The sequence below is a fragment of the Corallococcus sp. AB045 genome (assembly GCF_003668895.1).
Classification (GTDB): Bacteria; Myxococcota; Myxococcia; order Myxococcales; family Myxococcaceae; genus Corallococcus; species Corallococcus coralloides.
This window is the reverse complement of sequence record NZ_RAWN01000134.1, coordinates 1-17,942: the sequence shown is the minus strand read 5'-3', so window position 1 is coordinate 17,942 and position 17,942 is coordinate 1. Positions and strand designations below refer to the sequence as shown.

At 71.1% G+C, this 17,942-nt stretch carries 16 protein-coding genes and 1 pseudogene; 5 read left to right on the top strand and 12 right to left on the bottom strand.

What is annotated here, in order from left to right; all coding sequences use genetic code 11:
* Positions 1–73 precede the first annotated feature (73 nt).
* A complete protein-coding gene (locus D7Y21_RS27480; RefSeq protein ID WP_233612302.1) occupies positions 74–694 on the bottom strand; it encodes a class I SAM-dependent methyltransferase in 621 nt (206 codons plus the stop codon).
* A gap of 191 nt (positions 695–885) precedes the next feature.
* Here D7Y21_RS27480 and D7Y21_RS41950 point away from each other — a divergent pair, with 191 nt between their 5' ends.
* Positions 886–1,221: a hypothetical protein gene (locus D7Y21_RS41950; RefSeq protein ID WP_158627364.1), complete on the top strand. Its 336-nt coding sequence runs from the start codon at positions 886–888 to the stop codon at positions 1,219–1,221.
* Between the two features lie 13 nt (positions 1,222–1,234).
* Here the strand turns inward: D7Y21_RS41950 and D7Y21_RS43010 are convergent.
* The 3 genes and pseudogenes from D7Y21_RS43010 to D7Y21_RS27465 all read right to left on the bottom strand — a co-directional run.
* Positions 1,235–1,650 (bottom strand): annotated as a pseudogene (locus D7Y21_RS43010) (sorbosone dehydrogenase family protein); the annotation flags it as partial.
* A gap of 62 nt (positions 1,651–1,712) precedes the next feature.
* Complete coding sequence (locus tag D7Y21_RS27470) at positions 1,713–2,510, bottom strand: SRPBCC family protein (RefSeq protein ID WP_121716699.1); 798 nt, start codon at positions 2,508–2,510, stop codon at positions 1,713–1,715.
* 131 nt (positions 2,511–2,641) lie between these two features.
* Positions 2,642–3,880 (bottom strand): FAD-dependent oxidoreductase, encoded by a 1,239-nt coding sequence (locus tag D7Y21_RS27465; protein WP_121716696.1) that lies wholly within the window; start codon positions 3,878–3,880, stop codon positions 2,642–2,644.
* Positions 3,881–4,086: 206 nt separating this feature from the next.
* Between D7Y21_RS27465 and D7Y21_RS27460 the strand changes: the two genes are divergently transcribed.
* Positions 4,087–5,103, top strand: coding sequence for an SDR family oxidoreductase (locus D7Y21_RS27460; protein ID WP_121716695.1), 1,017 nt, complete (start codon positions 4,087–4,089; stop codon positions 5,101–5,103).
* A 10-nt stretch (positions 5,104–5,113) separates the two neighbouring features.
* On the opposite strand, the gene D7Y21_RS27455 is transcribed toward D7Y21_RS27460, so the two are convergent.
* The 6 genes from D7Y21_RS27455 to D7Y21_RS27435 form a co-directional block, all read right to left on the bottom strand.
* Positions 5,114–5,869 carry a DUF5953 family protein gene (locus D7Y21_RS27455; RefSeq protein WP_121716691.1) on the bottom strand — a complete coding sequence of 252 codons (756 nt, stop codon included), beginning with the start codon at positions 5,867–5,869 and terminating at the stop codon, positions 5,114–5,116.
* A complete protein-coding gene (locus tag D7Y21_RS27450; protein WP_121716717.1) occupies positions 5,866–6,783 on the bottom strand; it encodes a DUF6310 domain-containing protein in 918 nt (305 codons plus the stop codon). The genes D7Y21_RS27455 and D7Y21_RS27450 overlap by 4 nt, the downstream gene beginning before the upstream one ends.
* Positions 6,784–6,815: 32 nt before the next feature.
* On the bottom strand, positions 6,816–7,454 hold the full coding sequence (locus D7Y21_RS27445) for a hemolysin III family protein (protein WP_120568253.1): 639 nt from the start codon (positions 7,452–7,454) through the stop codon (positions 6,816–6,818).
* Between the two features lie 109 nt (positions 7,455–7,563).
* Positions 7,564–7,722: a hypothetical protein gene (locus D7Y21_RS41945; protein ID WP_158619468.1), complete on the bottom strand. Its 159-nt coding sequence runs from the start codon at positions 7,720–7,722 to the stop codon at positions 7,564–7,566.
* 9 nt (positions 7,723–7,731) lie between these two features.
* Positions 7,732–7,986, bottom strand: coding sequence for a hypothetical protein (locus D7Y21_RS27440; RefSeq protein WP_233612301.1), 255 nt, complete (start codon positions 7,984–7,986; stop codon positions 7,732–7,734).
* Entirely contained in the window at positions 7,983–10,157 is a 2,175-nt protein-coding gene (locus D7Y21_RS27435; protein ID WP_121716688.1) for a methyl-accepting chemotaxis protein, read from the bottom strand. The genes D7Y21_RS27440 and D7Y21_RS27435 overlap by 4 nt, the downstream gene beginning before the upstream one ends.
* 522 nt (positions 10,158–10,679) lie before the next feature.
* On the opposite strand from D7Y21_RS27435, the gene mprF reads away from it, so the two are divergent.
* The 3 genes from mprF to D7Y21_RS27420 all read left to right on the top strand — a co-directional run bounded on the left by mprF (position 10,680) and on the right by D7Y21_RS27420 (position 16,463).
* Positions 10,680–13,223, top strand: coding sequence for a bifunctional lysylphosphatidylglycerol flippase/synthetase MprF (gene mprF, locus D7Y21_RS27430; RefSeq protein ID WP_121716686.1), 2,544 nt, complete (start codon positions 10,680–10,682; stop codon positions 13,221–13,223).
* Positions 13,220–14,764, top strand: coding sequence for a virulence factor family protein (locus tag D7Y21_RS27425; RefSeq protein ID WP_121716684.1), 1,545 nt, complete (start codon positions 13,220–13,222; stop codon positions 14,762–14,764). Before mprF ends, D7Y21_RS27425 begins: the two co-directional genes overlap by 4 nt.
* Positions 14,765–14,900: 136 nt before the next feature.
* Positions 14,901–16,463 (top strand): carboxylesterase/lipase family protein, encoded by a 1,563-nt coding sequence (locus tag D7Y21_RS27420; protein WP_120568258.1) that lies wholly within the window; start codon positions 14,901–14,903, stop codon positions 16,461–16,463.
* A 76-nt stretch (positions 16,464–16,539) separates the two neighbouring features.
* Here D7Y21_RS27420 and D7Y21_RS27415 read toward each other — a convergent pair whose 3' ends face one another.
* Together D7Y21_RS27415 and D7Y21_RS27410 are read right to left on the bottom strand one after the other, a co-directional pair.
* On the bottom strand, positions 16,540–16,932 hold the full coding sequence (locus tag D7Y21_RS27415; RefSeq protein ID WP_121716682.1) for a hypothetical protein: 393 nt from the start codon (positions 16,930–16,932) through the stop codon (positions 16,540–16,542).
* A gap of 76 nt (positions 16,933–17,008) precedes the next feature.
* Positions 17,009–17,942: hypothetical protein (locus tag D7Y21_RS27410; RefSeq protein ID WP_121716681.1), on the bottom strand; the 934-nt coding region annotated here is incomplete at its 5' end.

The following is a 17,942-nucleotide window of genomic DNA, read 5'->3' as shown; positions in this document are numbered from 1 at the left end:
GACAGGCGCCGGGGACTGCCGGGGAGTGGACGCTCCCGCGCGCGAAGGCCTGGGTTCTGGACGGTTGAGGCCGTCAGGGGCTCACGGCGGGCCGCAGGAAGAGCAGGTAGTGGTCCGGCAGGTCGTTGTACTCGGAGGCGATGACGTAGCCTGCGGCCTGCACGGCGGCGACGAGCGGGGGCCGCATGGCCCTGAGGTGTGTCACCGCGATGCGGCCCTGGGGCGCAAGCGCGGGACGCAGCCGCGTGAGGTAGTCCACCCGGTCCGCGAAGAAGTGATCCACCTCCGAGAGGAGGATCAAATCGTACGCGCCCGCTTCGAGCCCCGGCGCGTCCGGGGCCACCTTGCGCACCTCGATGTTCTTGCGTCCGAGGACCCGCGCGCGGAGCCGCTGGATGACTTCGTCGTTGATGTCGGTGGCGACGACCTGGCCCGTGGGGCCCACCGCCTCCGCGAGCCGCTGCGTGAAGTACCCCAGCCCGGCTCCAACGTCCGCGACCCGCTGCCCCGGGGAGAGCCCCAGCGCGGCGACGAACCGGGCGGGCTGACGGGAGCGGTCATACGCGGCATCCACGCCTTCGACACTCCCGACGCCATGCAGCTCCGTGGGTGGCTCCGGCGCGGCGGCCAGCGCGGGCGCGGGTGGCGCTTCCGCCTTGCTCTCGGAGCGGCAGGCACCGGCCGTCGTGACCATGGCGAGACACAGACTCCAACGCATCAGGAAAGGGAACACCGCCAGCGGACGGAAGAGAGCCATTGAGAGTACCGGGGTGGGAAAGGAACAGCAGGGGTCAAAGTCAAACGCCCCGGTTGCGCAGGATATCGCTTTCTGCCGGACTGTGGGGACGCGAGGCATTTCCGCCTCCGTCACCTGGAGCCTCCCGCATGCGAAACATGATCCGCGCTTTGGTTTTGACGACCTTCTCCGTGGGTCTCCTCTCCGCCTGTGGCCCGGCGTCGGAGCAGGATGCGTCGCCGCCCGCCGGTGAGGCCGCGCAGGTGGAGCAGGGCATTGGCAAGACGCCCGACTGTGCCATGGGCGAATACGTGGCGGATCAGGTCATCTGGTCTTCGACCTGCGCCGCGTGTCGCGAGGTGGGCGGCGATGGCTCCTGGCCGCAGGGCTCCTACGGCCGGAGCGGTACGCTCTACCAGACGTGCTGCGGTGACAACGGCTGCGGTAGCTGGCAGACCATCCGGCCGGTCTGCATGGGCTGCTAGGCATTGCCTTGCAGCGCTTCGCGGTCACCTTCCACAGCGTGTTGCTGGCGTCATCCGCGACCAGCAACGCGCCGTCCGGCAGCACCGTGACGCCCACCGGCCGGCCATGCACCCGGGACTGGGCCGCGTCGGCGATGACGCCCGTGAGGGAGTCCTCCGGCGGGCCGGAGGGCTTCCCGTCCTTGACCGGCACGAACACGACCTTGTGGCCAGACAGTTCCGCGCGATGAACGCGCCACCCCGGTAACTCTCCGGAAAAGCCAGGCGCAGCGACGCGGTGCGGGAACCCAGGGGCACGTCCGGCACCAGATCCTCGCCCAGGTCGTCGCGCTCGTTCACCGCCGTCCACAGCGTGCCCGGGGTCCAGCCCATGCCCACGGGGTTGCGCAGGCCGTCCGCGTAGCGCGTCACCTCGAAGCCCTCCGGCGATGACGGACGGATCCGCCCGGCGCACGGGTGTTGAGTTGTGGGAAGGGCAGGACGCCCGCGGCTCAAGGAGTGAACACGTTCCGCACGTAGCCACCCACCTTCTGCTTGAAGAACCCGTAGCCCTTCGGCGCGTCCTCCGTGGGAATCGTTCCGGTCTCCGCCAGACTCTTGAAGCTGCGCAGCACCTTCCTCACCTGCATGGCGGGGACGCCGCGCATCCGCATCGCCAGCGCCTCGGCCAGCGCACCGCCCGGGGGCAGGAAGGCCTGGTGCAACGTCACCTCCGTGCCCCCGTCCGGAGCGGGCCGGAAGCGCACCCACCCTCGTGTCTTCACGGGGCTGTCCTCCGTGGACTCCCAGCTGTGGAACTCCGGCGAGCGCTCCTCCACGAGGCGCGAGTCCCAGCTCACCTCGCGTCCCAGCGGCCCGTGGATCCGAAAGTGCCGGCCGTCACCGGCCGTGGGCGTGACCTCCGCGAAGTGTTCCATCAGGCGGCTCAGCGTGGAGGGTTCACGCCACAGGCGGTAGAGCTCCTCCACCGGACGTCCCACCGTGAGCGTGTGCTCCACCTCGATGAGCTGTCCGTGCCGCGCTTCCCCGCCTGTCAATGCGCGGCGGGCCTTCCGAGCGACCGAGGAGAGCGCGCGCCGCTGGGATTGCAGGCCCTGGTAGAGCAGGGCGCCGCCGGCCAGGGCCACCACCGTGCCCCCGAGCGAGCGGCGCTTCATCCCCACGGACATCATCGTTCCCGCGACCACCACCGCGGCGGTCAGCTTCCATTGGCCGGAGCGGAGCTCCTCGCGGGCCTCGGTTGCCTGGGAGCGGACTTCTCGCAGGGCTGTCGTTCGTGAGCTCGTCATGGTTCCTCCTGGCCTGACGCGCAGGAGGGTGATGCACGGGCGTCAGGCACTCCCCGCGAAGCTTTGGGCCAGGATGCGCCGGGACAACCGTGCCTGTAGCCGGGACGGAGGAAGCGGCGCTCCGGCGGTCCTCAGTGCAGGGGTGAAGCGGCCGGCGTGTGGATGTGCTCGGGGCGAACGCCCAGGCCTATCAGGCGCGCGGGGATGCGGCGCAGCGCGGGGATGCGCTTCACCAGCCGGAGGCTCAAGGGCAGCCGGCCGTTGCGGAAAGCACGCTTCCGGAGCGCCGGGTCCACCACGCGGTTCTGGATGAGCACCTGCGCTCGCTGGGTGAGACGGGTGGGGAGCTCGCGGCGCTGCTGGACGCGGCGCAGGTCCTCGGTGGTGACACGCCGGGCGAGCAGGGGACCCGCGAGCAGGTTGGCGGTGGCCACGGCATCCTGCACCGCCAGGTTGATGCCCACGCCGCCCACGGGCGACATCGCGTGCGCCGCGTCGCCAATGCACAGCAGGCCGGGCTGATACCAGGTGCGCAGCCGATCCACCCGCACGGTCAGCAGCTTCACGTCGTCCCAGCTTCGGATTTCACCGGCGCGGTCGGCGAGGAACGGCGCCTGCTTCACGAGCTCGGCCCGGAAGGACTCCAGGCCGCGCGCCTGGACGGACGCGATGCCGCCCTTGGGGATGACCCGGCCGCACTGCCACTGGTCGCCCCGGTTGATGAGCAGGAAGAGCGCTCCGCGCTCGAAGTGGCCCAGGGGCGGGCTGGGGTCGTCAGGTCTGCGCGTCACTCGGAACCAGAGCACGTCCATGGGGGCGCCCAGGTTCTGGACCTCCAGGCCGGACTGCTGCCGCAGCGTGGACTTCCGGCCGTCCGCCGCCACCACCAGCGACGCGCGCACCTCCAGCGTGCCCGCTGGCGTCCGCGCGCGGACACCGACGACCTGGCCCTGGTCGCGCACGAGGTCCGTTACCTCCGTGCGGCGGAGCAGTTGGAAGGTCGGGTACATGGCGGCCTTGCGCGCGAGGAAGTCGAGCAGGTCCCACTGCGGCATGAAGGCCAGGTAGCGCGCGTGCGTGGGGAGGTGGCGGAAGTCCCCCACGGTGACTTCGTGCGCGCCGACCTGGAAGCGCAGATCCAGGATCTTCGAGTGGGGAAGGGCGAGCAGCTCGTCCAGCCAGCCCAGCTCGTGCACCAGCTCCAGCGTGGACGGGTGGAGCGTGTCGCCCCGGAAGTCGCGGAGGAAGTCCGCGTGCTTCTCCAGCACCGCCACCTCCACGCCGGCCCGGGCGAGCAGGAGCCCCAGCATCATTCCCGCCGGCCCTCCGCCCGCGATGCAGCACTGTGTGGTGATCGTCGGGTCGGCCATGGTGGTTTCTCCTCGGATGAAGGGTCCATCCCTCCATGAGGCGCGGCACCTGGAGTGGCGGCCGATGTGGCGTGCGGTGTCTGACAGTCATTGCGTGTGTCGTGGGCCCGGGTGTCGCCCATTGGTCCGTTGACATGAATGCCTTTCCCAGTGCCTCCCGGACCCGCTTAGGTCGCACGGCTTTCCCCCTGGTCAGGAGCGACACGATGGAATCGGATGACAACAGCAACCCGCCTTCACGCCGCCAGGTGGTGGGCGGGCTGGCGACGGGCATCGCCGCCGTGTTCGCCACGACGCCCGCCGCGGCGGCTCCGGACGCGGGCACGGCCCCAGCGCCCGCGCAGCCGCTCCAGAATCCCGTCGCCCTTTACGCGAAGCCGCCGTTCGAGAAGCAGTCGCAGCCCTGGCCGGGCCTGGCGAGCAAGATGAACCCCCGGCCCGACCACGGCGAGAAGAGCTACAAGGGCTCTGGCCGCCTCGCGGGCCGCAAGGCGCTCATCACTGGCGGGGACTCCGGTATCGGTCGCGCGGCCGCCATCGCCTACGCGCGCGAGGGCGCGGACGTGGCCATCAACTACCTGCCGGCGGAGGAGCCGGATGCGCAGGAGGTGGTGGCGCTGATCAAGGCGGAGGGACGCAAGGCGGTGGCGCTGCCCGGGGACATCCGGACGGAGGCCGTCTGCAAGAAGCTGGTCTCGGACGCGGTGGCGAAGCTGGGGGGGCTGGACATCCTGGTCAACAACGCCGCCAGGCAGGCGACGCAGGACTCCATCCTGGACATCACCAGCGAGCAGTTCGACTGGACGGTGAAGACGAACCTCTACGCGATGTTCTGGATCACCAAGGCCGCGGTGCCGCACCTCAAGCCGGGGTCCGCCATCATCAACACCACGTCGGTGAACGCGTACGACCCGTCCGAGAACCTGCTCGACTACGCGATGACCAAGGGCGGCATCATGATCTTCACCAAGGCCCTGGCGAAGCAGCTGGCGAAGCAGGGCATCCGGGTGAATGGAGTCGCGCCGGGTCCGTTCTGGACGCCGCTGCAGGTGAGCGGAGGTCAGACGCAGGAGAACCTGGTCAAGTTCGGGGAGAACACGCCCATGGGCCGCCCTGGTCAGCCGGCGGAACTCGCGTCCGTGTACGTGGAGCTCGCCAGCGCCCAGGCCAGCTACACCACCGGGCAGATCTACGGCGCGTCCGGCGGACGCGGCAATCCCTGACGCGCCCGGGTCAAGGCACTCCGCGCCCGCCGATTTCAGGGAAGCGCTCATAGGCCCGTTTGAGCGCTTCCAGATGGGCGGGGTCGTCCAGGTCGAGGGGCGCCTCCGTCAGCTGCACGATCCACCCGCCCGTCGCCGTGCGCCGCGCCCGTGAGAGCCATTCTGTGTCGCGAGCAGGATCCGGGAACCCGATGGCCCTTGCGGCGGCATCCGACCAGTAGTTCAGCCAACCGAGGTAGTAGGGAATCTCCGGCGAGCGGATGTGCTCGAAGAGCTTCAGGGCGGGCAGCCCCCGAGGGGGAGCCGGCGGTCCTTCCCGCGTGGGGGCGATCTGATAGGCGATGTCCAGCGCAGCGTCGTCTGGCGCCGCACGCCCCCAGAATGCGCGTGCGCCCTCCGATACGGCTTCAAGCATATCCGCCGCTGCCGCGAAAACGGCCGCATCCTGCGGTAGCTTCGCATTTATTTGTAACTGCGGCTGGCGGCCAGCGCTTGCACTGGCAAAGCGGTACATCCCGGAAATGGTCACGGGGTAGCTCTCGTCGCCGTTGCATAGCAGCGGAAGCTTTCCGCGTGTTGCTGCCTCAGCGAGCCAGGCCTCGCGTTGCGGTAACGGGACGGGACGGCCTTCTTTGTCGACCTCCCACTCCAGGCGCAAGCCGGGCAGCGCCAGTTCCATGCCGCGGACGATAGCGAGTGGACGGCCGTCGCGCCCCTCGAGTGGAGGGGCATAGACGGTCAATTCGAGGCGCTTTCGCATGGTCATCGGTTGCACCCCGTGACAACGACGTTGAGGCGTGGATCCTCTCGAACCAGCGCTGCTTTGTGTGCAGCACTGCTCACTCCCACGATGAAGTCATACCCGCATGCCTCCGCGATGGCTCGGTCCTTCTGAAGCTCTTCCACTTGTTCTTCAATCACCCGATCCCGCAGAAAGTCACTATACGTGTCGAATTGGTGGGTCTTGATTTCCCACAGCACACGCACGCCGACTTGCAGCGCATCAAACCGCTTGCCGTTCACGAGCACGTCGTTACCGGGGTAGCGGTTGGGCGGGAATTTGTCGGCGCATTCGTTGTGCGCGTTGTCCTCGCCCGCGTGAGGCACCGGAACCGGCTCACAACTGGCGCGCCGCGTCCGGTCCACGGGCACGGGGGGCACGGGGGGCTTCCAGTCCTTCCCCGCTGGCTCCGGCTCCAGCTCGGGCTTCCGCTTCGCTACCGCTTCCCGAGACGCCGCCATTCTTCCTCGCGAGGCCCCTGCCTCCTCGGGGTAGAGGTGGCGTAGCTCATAGGCGTCCCATTCCTCCTTGATGGCGACGGCGACCACCACCACGCCCAGGACGATGACGGCTCCCAAGGCGATTTCAGGGGCCGCCAGCACGCAGAACCCGAGTCCGATGGTCGCGGCGTCAGCGGAGGCGACCGTGCATCTCCCCGTGGTGTCGTGGAACTCGACCCGGTCATGGTCGAGTGCCGGATAGCACCGCTCCACCAGCACGGGCCAAGGCTGGGACGCTTCGCGAACGACGCACTGCCCATCGTCTCGCCAGGGCAGCGCCGCCGCTCGCTGGAGGTTGGCGATCCGTCTGCCGCGGGCCGCTGGCTCCTTCGTGATGGGCTCTGTCGCGGCGCAGCCCGAAATGAACAGCAGGATTGCGATGCACGCGCGCAAACGCATGTCCACGGCCTGTTCTCGAAGGCAAGGCGCCCCTACCGCCCCACGAAGTCCAGCAGCACAGCGTAGTGCGTGGCGGCCGCGGCGACGACCATGACGTGGAACACCTCGTGGTAGCCGAAGACGTGGGGGATGGGATCCGGCCAACGGCGCGCGTACACCACCGCGCCCACGGCATAGAGCATGGCCCCGAAGAAGAGCCAGCCCACGCGGCCCTGGCCCATCACCCCGGGCAGGTTCCAGAACACCGGGGCCGCCACGAAGCCCAGCGCCACGTAGAGCCCCGAGCGCAGGCCTCGCGACGCGGAGATTCCCGCGAGCGTCAGCGTGGCTCCCGTCAGCGCCGCGCCCCACATCACCCAGAGCAGCCGCTGGCTCAGGCCCCCCATGGGGTCCAGCGTCGCCAGCGGCGTGAAGCTCCCGGCGATGAGGATGAAGATGGCCGCGTGGTCGAACCGGCGGATCCGCTGGTACGTCGCCGCGCTCCACGTGGGCCAGTGATAGCCGCCGCTCACACCGAACATCAGCACCAGGCTGCAGCCGAACACCAGGTTCGACGCGTACTGCATGCCCTGCACCGGCAGCTGCGCCAGCCGCACGCAACCCACCAGCGCCGCCACGAACGCGATGACGTGGGACAGGCCGCGCAACCGGGGCTTCAGACTCTCTTCCATGGCGGTGCTCGTACTTCCCGCACGTCATGGCTTCGTCAGCGCCCGCGCGCCTCCGCGCCCCGGACGTCGCGTTCTCCACGCATCGCCCCGGACGAGTGTCGCCAGGACGTCAGCGCGGGGCCCCGGACGGCACCCGGCACGCGGCGTGGCCCAGGACGACGTCCCCGTCGACGGTGCTCGTCGGCGTGGGTGTCCAGCCGGCGCGCAGCCGCGCGTCCAGCAACTCATCCGCGGTAGGGCAGCGGTCCCACACGGAGACCGAAGTCACGCCGCCCAGTCAGGTGGTGTCGAAGACGAGATAGCGCGTCTCCTCCCAGGGCAGCACCACGTCGTGGGTGAACTCGTCCTGGACCACCACCGCCGCCACGTCGCGCGGCGGCCTGCTCGCGAAGCCCCAGCGGACCACGTCCTGGAGCAACGTGAGCGGCGCGAGCTGCCGCTCCAGGGCGGCGCGCCGCTCGGGGGACAGCCCGGAGTGGTCGGTCAGGGGCACCATGGCCCGGAGTGTAGCCGGGCCGGGCCCGGGCTTCACGCCGCCGCGGGCTTCTGCTGGTCGTCCAGCGTGCCGGAGCGCAGCGCCTTGCTCGCGGCCCCCGACATGACCTCCGCCAGCGTCTGCACGGAGTGCGTGACGGTGCGCGTCTCCTCCACGGCCTGCAGCGTGCGCTGCATCTGGCCGGACAGCTCCTGGATGGCCTGGGCAATCTGGTGCGTGCCCGAGTCCTGCTGCGCCACGGCCTGGGTGATCTGCCGCACGCTGCCCGTGGTGTCGCCGATGATGCTCGTCAGCTTCTGCAGCTGCGCGCCGGAGCCGCGGACCGCGTCCAGGCTCACCTGCACGCGCGCCTCGCCCTGCTCGCTCATCTGCGCGGCCTCGCGCATGCTCATGCTCACGCCGTCGAGCACGTCGCGGATGCGCTCGGTGGCGCGGATGGACTGGTCCGCCAGCCGGCGCATCTCCTTGGCCACCACGCCAAAGCCCTTGCCGCTGTCGCCGTTGCGCACCGCCTCGATGGCGGCGTTGATGGCCAGCATGTTGGACTGGTCCGCCAGCGTCTTCACGTCGTCGACGATGCTGGACACCTCGCGGGTGCGCTCGTCGAGCGCGAGGATGCGCGCGGCCATCCCCGACACCTCCGTGCGGATGGCGGCCAGGTCCGTCAGCGTGCGCTCCAGGGCGGCGCCACCCTCGCGCCCCACCGCCTCCGCGCTCTCCGCGGACGCCGCGAGCACGCGCGCCTTGTCCGCCGTCAGGTGCGAGCCCTGGCGGATCTCCTCCACCGTCGCCTCCAGCTCGCGCAGCGCGGCGGCCTGGCGGCTGATGCCCACGGTCTGCTCCTCGCTGGAGGTGTGCAGCTGCTGCACGACGGCGGCGAGCTCGTCCGCGCCGCGGCCCATGCCCTCGGCCAAGAGGCGCACGTCCTTGCGGCGCGCGTCCAGCTGGTGCGTGTACTCCGCCAGCGAGCGCACCACCTCCGCGGAGCGCCGCGCCACGATGGCCACGAGCGACAGCGTGAGCGCGAAGAAGCCCCAGTGCACCTGGCTGTCGGTGGCCTCCATCACGCCCAGCATCGGCAGGGTGCTCAGCAGGAGCACGAAGGTGAGGACCCCCAGGCCCGCGACGAAGATGCGCGCGTCCTTGTTGCCCTTGAAGGACTCCACCACCGCGACCCCCACGCACACCAGCAGTCCGGGCAGCGAGTAGAGGATGAAGGCGGACAGCAGCCGCCACGCGGAGCCCAGGTCCATCACCACGATGATCGCCTGGAGGATGGCCGGCACGGTGACGACCGCCGCGCCCCTGCGGAACCAGCGCAGCTTGTCCGTGCCCACCGTGTCGGAGATGAACCACGCCAGGCCGGGCAGGATGGCGTACGAGCCCAGCAGCGTGAGGACGCTGCCGGTGGCCGCCTTGCCCCAGAGCGCCGGGAACAGGCCGCTGGAGCCGAGCAGCAGCGCGCCCGAGCCCGCGGAGAACACCGTCAGTGCGGCGAGCATCCGCCACTGGCGGCGCAGGAGCGCGGCGCACAGCGACACCGCGCCAATGCCGACCAGCAGCGTCCCCATGACGAAGGGCGCCAGGCCCAGGCGCGTCACCTCCGCGAGCAGCGCCTGGTGCGAGCCCACCTTCGCGTCGCGGGTGACCCCGATGGCGGGCCCATGCGCCTGGATGCGCAGGAGCACGCGGTGGCCCATCGACGCGGGCGGCACGGGCACCAGGTGCCAGACCATGTTCTCCATGAGCTCCTGGCCGCCGGGGGCCAGCGTCCCGCTGGTGTAGACGCGCTGGCCGCTGGCGTAGACCTCGAAGGCGTTGGCGACGTTGCCCAGGAAGAGGGCGGGCTCCAGCCACGGGCCCTGGGGCACGGGGATGCTCAGCCAGAGGAAGGTGTTCGTCCCGCGGCCCGGTGGCTCCTGGAGCGCGCTCGCGGCCTGCCAGCCCGCCGCGTCCTCCGGCTCCGTCGCCCACGTGGGGACGCCGTCAGAGCCCAGCGGCGAGTCTCCCCAGCGATAGCGCCACCCGTCGAGCGCGGGCTGGGACGCCGTCCCAGCGGCCTCCGCCCGGGCGGCGGGCGCGGCCGCGAGGAGCATCAGCAGCACGGACCCCACGGCCGCGAGCCGCGAGGCGAGGAGCTTCCGGGGGCCGCGGAAGGAGGGATGCCGGGGCAACAAGTCGAGAGCGAAGACGCGGGAGCGACACATTCAAGACACATGCTCCAGCGCGAGGGGGTCAAAAGTAAAATGGGTCCCTGATGCCTCCCCGCCGTGCCTCCAGCCGCTGCGTTTCACGCGCTGTTCACAACACAGACGGAGCGGACCGGACAGAATCGTAAAACATGAAATTGTTCTCGGAGTCGGTGTGACGCGGGTCCTGTCGCGCAACCCTACCCCGAGGGTCCGCTGCTCCTCTGGGGAGCCCTGGCTTCCGGGCGTGGAGGGCCCGCGTGTCCCGAAGGGGGACGGGCTTGCGAGGGCCCGGCGTGGCGCCGCCTGCGACGGCGCGAGGAGGGACTCCTGGTGCGTCTGTACCCAGGTCCCATGCGTGGCTTCAGCACAGGCGTCCTCCCGCGCGCCGTGGAGGCACGACGCCTGGCCGTTCCTCCCGGGAAGGTGGGGCGAGGTGCCACGGCTGGGGCCTTTCGGGCGGAGGACTGCCCTCGTGTCCCCTCTTCGTGAGGCATGGCACGCCGGATGCTGTGTCCTCCCGGTCAGGGGAGAGCCGGCATGTCGAAGGTCCAGAGAGTCCTCACCACGGCGCTGCCACTGCTCCTGCTGTGCGTGGCGGCGTATGTGCTGCACCGCGAGTTGTCGCACTACCGCCGCGAGGACGTGAGCGCGGGCCTCGCGGCCGTGACGGCGAGTCGCATCCTCCTGTCCCTGGCCGTGACGGTCGTGAACTACGCGGCGCTCACGCTGTACGACGTGCTGGCGCTGGGGCACGCGGGGCACCGGATTCCCTATCCGCGCGTGGGGCTCACATCCTTCGTGGGGTACGCCTTCGGGCACAACCTGGGCGCGTCGTTCCTGAGCGGCGGGTCGGTGCGCTACCGGCTGTATTCCGCGTGGGGGCTCACCGCGTTGGACGTCGCGCGGGTGTCCGCGTTCAACGCGCTCACGTTCTGGCTGGGCCTGGCCGCCGTCACCGGCATGTCGTTGCTCCTGGAGGGCGGGGGCGGGGTGCTGTCCCTGTCCACTCCCGTGGCGCACGGAGTGGGGGCCGCGCTGGGATTGCTGCTCGTGGGCTATTTCGTGGCGTGCGCCACCGTGCGCAAGCCGCTGCGTGTTCGCGGCCTGGAGTGGACGTTGCCCACGCCCGCGCGGGCGCTGGCGCAGCTGGTGGTGTCCTGCGGGGACTGGGTGCTGGCGGCGACGGTGCTGTGGGTGCTGCTGCCCCCGGACAGCGTGTCGCTGCCGTCGCTCACCGCGCTGTTCGCGCTGGCGCAGCTGGCGGGCATCGCCAGCCAGGTGCCCGCGGGCCTGGGGGTCTTCGAGACGGTGATGCTCTCCGCGCTCACGCCCCGCGTGCCCGCGCCGCAGGTCGTGGGCGTGCTGCTCGTGTACCGGCTCGTCTACTACCTGCTGCCCTTCACGGTGGCGGCGCTGCTGCTCGCGGGGCATGAGCTGCTCCAGCGCCGTCACCACCTCACGCGGCTGGCGAAGGTGGTGCACAGCTCGTTCGCGCCGGTGGTGCCGTGGGCCGCGTCGGCGGTGGCGTTCGTGGCGGGCACGGTGCTGCTCTTCTCCGGCGCGACGCCGCCCGTCGCCGAGCGGCTGGCGCTGCTGCGCCGGCTGGTGCCGCTGCCGCTCCTGGAGGTGTCACACCTGCTGGGCAGCCTGGTGGGCGTGTCGCTGCTCCTGCTCGCGCGCGGGCTCCAGCGGCGCCTGGACGCGGCCTATGTGCTGACGCAGGTGCTGCTGGTGGCGGGCGCGGTGTTCTCCGTGGTGAAGGGCGTGGACTACGAGGAGGCCACGCTGCTGCTCGTCCTGGCCGCGGCGCTGGCTCCGTTCCATCAGCAGTTCTACCGGCACACGTCGCTGTTCGCGGAGGCCTTCAGCCCCGGGTGGCTCCTGGCCACGGCGGCGGTGGTGGGCGCGTCGGTGTGGCTGGGGCTCTTCTCCTTCCGGCACGTCGAGTACCGCAACGACCTCTGGTGGCACTTCGCCTTCTCCGGCGACGCGCCACGTTTCCTTCGCGCCAGCGTGGGCGTGCTGGGGGCGACGGTCGTGGCGGGGCTGGCCGCGCTCCTGCGGCCGGCGTCGCCGCGCACGCATCCTCCGACGGTGGAGGAGCTGCAACGGGTGCGTCCCCTGGTGGCGAGCTCCCCGGAGTCCATGGCCTCGCTGGCGCTGGTGGGGGACAAGTCCCTGCTGCTCAACGACGCGGGCACCGCGTTCCTCATGTACGGCGTGTCGGGGCGGGCGTGGGTGTCCATGGGCGACCCGGTGGGGCCGCCGGACGCGGCGACGGAGCTGGCGTGGCGCTTCCTGGAGCTGGCGGACCGGCACCACGGCTGGGCGTGCTTCTACCAGGTGGGGCCGGGGGCGCTGCCGCGCTACCTGGACCTGGGGCTCACGCTGCTCAAGCTGGGCGAGGAGGCCACCGTGCCGCTCCCGGACTTCAACCTGGAGGGGCCGGAGCGCCGGGGCCTGCGCCACGGCATGCGCCACATGGAGCGCGAGGGATGGACCTTCGAGGTGCAGCCGCGCGAGGCCGTGCCGGAGCTGATGCCCCAGCTGCGGGCCATCTCCGACGCGTGGCTCGCGGAGAAGCACACGCGTGAGAAGGGCTTCAGCCTGGGCTGTTTCTCCCCGCGCTACCTGGAGCAGGGGCCGGTGGCGCTGGTGCGCCGGAGCGGCGTGCTCATGGGCTTCGCCAACGTGTGGGCCCCGGACACGAAGGAGGAGCTGAGCGTGGACCTCATGCGCTACCAGCCGGGCAGTCCCCATGGGGCCATGGACTTCCTCTTCACGTCGCTGATGCTGTGGGGCCGGCGGCAGGGCTTCCAGCGCTTCAACCTGGGCATGGCGCCCTTCAGCGGCTTCGAGGCGCGCGCGCTCGCACCCATGTGGAACCGGCTGGGCGCGCTCCTGTTCCGGCACGGCGAGCACTTCTACAACTTCCAGGGGCTGCGCCACTACAAGGAGAAGTTCCGTCCGGACTGGGCGCCGCGCTACCTGGCCTCGCCGGGCGGGCTCGCGCTGCCGGGCGTGCTCGCGGGCGTGGCGTCGCTGGTGTCGCGCGGGCTGGGTGGAGTGGTGGCGAGATGAGGAGGCGCGCGAAGGGGTTCCTGGTGGGGGCCGTGCTCGTGCTGGCGCTGGCGCTCATCCCCTGGGCTCGCACGTGCGCGGCGCCCTCCGTCGCGCCGGCCCCGGTGGCGGTCCCCGTGCCCCAACCTCCCGTCGCGCCGCGCGTGGAGACGCTGCACCCCGGAGGCCGCTTTGGCTACGTCACGGTGGTGACGCCCCCGGGGAGGCCCGGGACGGTGGTGCTCCTGCTGGCGGATGGGCCCGCGGATCAGGGCCGGGCGCTGAAGCTGTCCACGGCGCTGGCTTCGCACGGCGCGCTGGTGCTCGGCGTGGACGCCGGGGCCTTCCTGCGCGCCCTGGAGAAGGGCACCCGGTGCGCGTATCCGGCGGGCGACCTGGAGCTCCTGAGCCAGGGCTACCAGCGGCACGCGCAGCTGCCCGAGTACCTGCACCCCGTCCTCGTGGGGGACGGCGCGGGCGCGGCGCTGGCCTACGCGGCGCTGGCCCAGGCTCCGCCGGGCACGTTCCGGGGCGCGGTGAGCGTGGACTTCACGCCGGAGCTGACGACGTCCGCGGCCTTCTGTCCGGGCGCGGGACTCGTGCGCTCACGCTCGGACAAGGGCCGGCGGGAGCGGCTGGCCCCGGCGCGTGCGCTGAATCAACCGTGGGTGCTGCTCGGCGCGGACCGGGATCCGGCTCATCCGGTGAAGGCGGCGCACGACTTCACCCGCTCGCTGACGACGGCCCGCGTGCTGACGGTGCCGGGGCCTGGCCTGGCCCGCATGCCGGTGGAGGCATGGCGGGGGGCGCTGCTGGCCGCGCATGATGCCGCCGCCGCGCCGCTCCCCGCGGAGGGGCTGTCGCCGGGCTCCACGCCAGCGTCGCCTCCAGACGCTGGCACCCCGGGGCTCTCCGGAGACACGTCGGTGGAGGGGCTGTCGCTGGTGGAGGTCCCCGCGACGCCGGACGTCCCGGGCGACACGCTGGCGCTCTTCGTCACCGGCGATGGCGGCTGGGCCAGCCTGGACCAGTCCGTCTCCAAGTCGCTCGCCGCGCAGGGCATCCCCGTCGTGGGCTTCAACTCGCTGCGCTACTTCTGGAAGCGCCGCACGCCGGAGCAGACGTCCGCGGACGTGGCCCGCGCGCTGCGCCACTTCCTGTCCGCGTGGGGCAAGCAGCGCGTGGTGTTGCTGGGCTATTCGCGCGGCGCGGACGTGGTGCCGGCCATCGCCGCGCGCCTGCCGGAGGACCTGCGCGAGCGCGTGCGGATGGCCGTGCTGCTCGCGCCCGGCAAGGAGGCGGAGTTCGAGGTGCACGTCACGGACCTCTTCGGCGGCAGGGGCCAGCCCACGGCCGCGGTGCTCCCGGACGTGCAGGCCCTGAAGGGGACGCCCGTGCTCTGCGTCTACGGTGACGAGGAGCTGTCCGACAGCCTCTGCCCCACGCTGTCCGGCGTGCCCGGCGCCCGCGCCGTACTGCTCAAGGGTGGACATCACTTCGACGGGGACTACGCCGCCATCGCCCGGACTGTCCTGCGGGAACTCGGTATGGCATTGCCCTGATGCTCCAGGGTCTGGGGCCGCGTCGGCTGGCGGACGGGTGATTGTCTTTGGGTCCCAATGCATTGACTTGCATGGGTGAAACCTCTACTTCGCACCGGCCCGGTCCTGGCGCCGGGTCTCGTGGGGGGTTCCAAACATGGTTCAGCAGTCGGCTCCCGTCGTCAGCACGGTCGAAGGACAGCTCCAAGGCGTCGTCGAGGAAGGGGTGTATGCCTTCAAGGGCATTCCCTACGCCCAGCCTCCCGTGGGCGCGCTGCGGTGGCGTCCTCCCGCTCCGGTCATGCCCTGGAAGCACATCCGGCAGGCGTCCACGTTCGGCAAGTCCTCGCTCCAGTCGCGTGATGAATGCATCGCGGGCGGCGGCGGCGACCCGTACCCGATGGGCGAGGATTGTCTTTATCTCAACGTCTGGACGCCCCGCGTGGACCCCCAGGCGAAACTGCCCGTCATCGTGTGGATCCACGGCGGCGCGTATGTGATTGGCGCGAGCGGCCTGCCCCCGTACGACGGCGTGCCCATGGCGTCCCGGGACGCCATCCTCGTCACGCTCAACTACCGCCTGGGGCACCTGGGCTTCCTGGCCCACCCGGCGCTCCGGAAGGAGCCCGGCGGCGGCGCGGCCAACTTCGGCCTGCTGGACCAGGTCGCCGCGCTCCAGTGGGTGAACCGCAACATCGCGAAGTTCGGCGGGGACGCGGGCAACGTCACCCTCATCGGCCAGTCCGCGGGCGCCAAGAGCGTGCTGTCCCTCTTCTGCATGGAGGCCGCGAAGCCCCTGTTCCACCGGGGCGTGGCGATGAGCGTGTACGGCCTGGATGAGATGCCGCTGGACAAGGCGCTGCTCAAGGGCGAGGCGCTGATCCGCGGCATGGGCGTGCCGGACGCGGACGCGACGCCGGAGCGCATGCGCAAGCTGCCCGCGGAGTCCTTCTGGCAGCAGCCGCCGGAGCACTCGCTGGCGCCCGTGGCCGTGTGCGGCGACACGGTGCTGCCCCAGTCCATCCTGTCCACCTTCAAGGCGCAGCAGCAGGCGCGTGTGCCGCTCATCCTGGGCAGCACCAGCGACGACGTGAGCGTGATGACCGCCATGGGCCGCGACCCCATGGAGATCCTCCAGGCGCTGCGCGACAACAACGTGCCCATCGGCCTGCTCTACCCGGGCGTGTCACCGGACGAGGAGCTGGCGCGGCAGGTGTGCCGCGACATCGTCTTCACGCTCATCCCCCGGCAGGTCGCGGACCTGCACACCAAGGTCTCCGACGCGTGGCGCTTCTACTTCGAATACACCGCCACCGAGCTGCGCCCGGAGTACCCCGACGGCGTCCCGCACGGCTCGGACATCCCGTACTTCCTGGACACGGTGGCCCGCTGCCCGCCCACCCAGGAGGTGCTCACCGACGAGGACCGCGCGTACTCACGCCAGGTGAGCGGCTGGCTGCTCCAGTTCGCCCGCACGGGTGCGCCCGCGTCCGCGACGGAGTGGCCCAAGCACCAGCAGGGTGAGGACCGCACCCTGCGCATGCAGCAGCCGCCGAAGGTGGAGCACAACTTCATGCAGCTGCGCCTCAACGCCTTCCTGCTCGCGAGCTCCATCATCAACAGCGCGGACCGCCGCTCGGGGGAGAGGTCCGGCGCGCAGCGCAACGCCCACCACGGCGCCACGCCCCAGAAGAAGTCCCGGCCCGAAGGCACGACGTAGTCCCTGAAAAGCGAAGGGCCCGGGCGCGAGCGTTCGCGTCCGGGCCCCTGCTGCTTCCTGCTTCTCCGCGCGGGCTTTAGCTGCTGAAGAGCACCAGCACGAAGGTGCTCGACTGGGGCAGCTGGAACACGGTGCCCTGGCGCAGCGAGCCCTTGAAGAAGGGCGCCGCGTCGTAGGCGGTGGCGCCCTTCAGGGCCTCCCGGGTGGCCTCCGGCAGCCACCCGCCGTCCTCCAGCTTCACCGTCAGCCGCGTGGGCTTCAGCTCGGCCTGGAGCGCCTGGGCCTCCGCCGCCGGGTACTCCAGCACCGCGAGGAACTGCGTGTCCGTGGGGCCCAGCCCGCCCTGGATGCCGCGCGGAGACGTGCGCCACTGCACCGCCTGGGGGCGGCGCGGCAGCGTCACGGTCTTCTCCAGCGTCTCCAGGTCCGTCCCCGTCTTCGCCGCAGGCGCGGCCGTCTGTGTCGTCATGGATGCATTCCCCCCTGAGGGCTTGTCGCAGGCCAGCGAAACACACCCCGCGAGCAGGGTGGTAGCCAGCGTGCGCCTAACGGCCACCGATGGGACGCGACGTCGCATTCTCGGGGCTCCCCTGGTCCCACGTCACATGCCGCTGGAGCGTGCCGTAGTTGGTGTACTGGTGCCCCAGGCCCGTGCGCTCCAGCCGGCCGTTGTCCGCGTCCGGCGTGCCGGTGTTGATGTCCGCCTGGCCCGGGTTGAAGTTGTAGCGGTCCTCCGCGTGGAGCGTCATGTCCATCTCGAAGCGGGGCTTCCCGCCCGGCGTCTCCGGCGGGTAGACCGTCACCGTCGCGCTGTTCCAGATGGAGTGGCCGCCAATCGCCTTCTGCCAGTTCTCCGTCTCCGGGTAGGGGAACTGCTCGCTGGAGCCCACGCCAATCTGCGAGCCCGTAATCTGGAACGTCACCGGCTTGCCCGCGAGCGACGGGTCCTGGGCGATCATCTGGTTGTAGGTCGCCTCCGCCGCCTGCTGCGTGTCGCGCGTGGAGTTGGTGAGCACCGCCTGGCCGGCGGGGTCCGTGCTGACGAAGCGCTCGTAGTCGAAGTGCCGGTCCGCCCCGTTCCCGTGCAGGAAGTGGTCGTACGTGTCCAGGCCGTCCGGGATGTCGTTGTGCGGCACGCCCGGCACACCCTGGATGGCGCGCGCGGCGTTGAGCTTCAGCTCCCACTCGGCCCGCGCCGCGTAGTCACCCAGGCCCGGGCTCTCCGTGGGGATGGGTTTCGGGTCGTTGGGGTCGTTGGGGTTCTGCAGGAAGCCGTTGTCGTGGTGGATGTCCGGACGCCGGGGAGGACCCACCTGGTAGTCCGCCACCGTGGCGCCGTTCGTCTGCACCGCCGTGCCGGACGTGCCCACCGGGGTGGGCGTGGCCGCGGGCGCGGGCGTCCCCAGCGCGGGGCCTCCGCGACGGGCGGCCGGAGCGGACTCGAAGGTGTCGGAAGGACGCCGCGCGACCGGCGGGGCC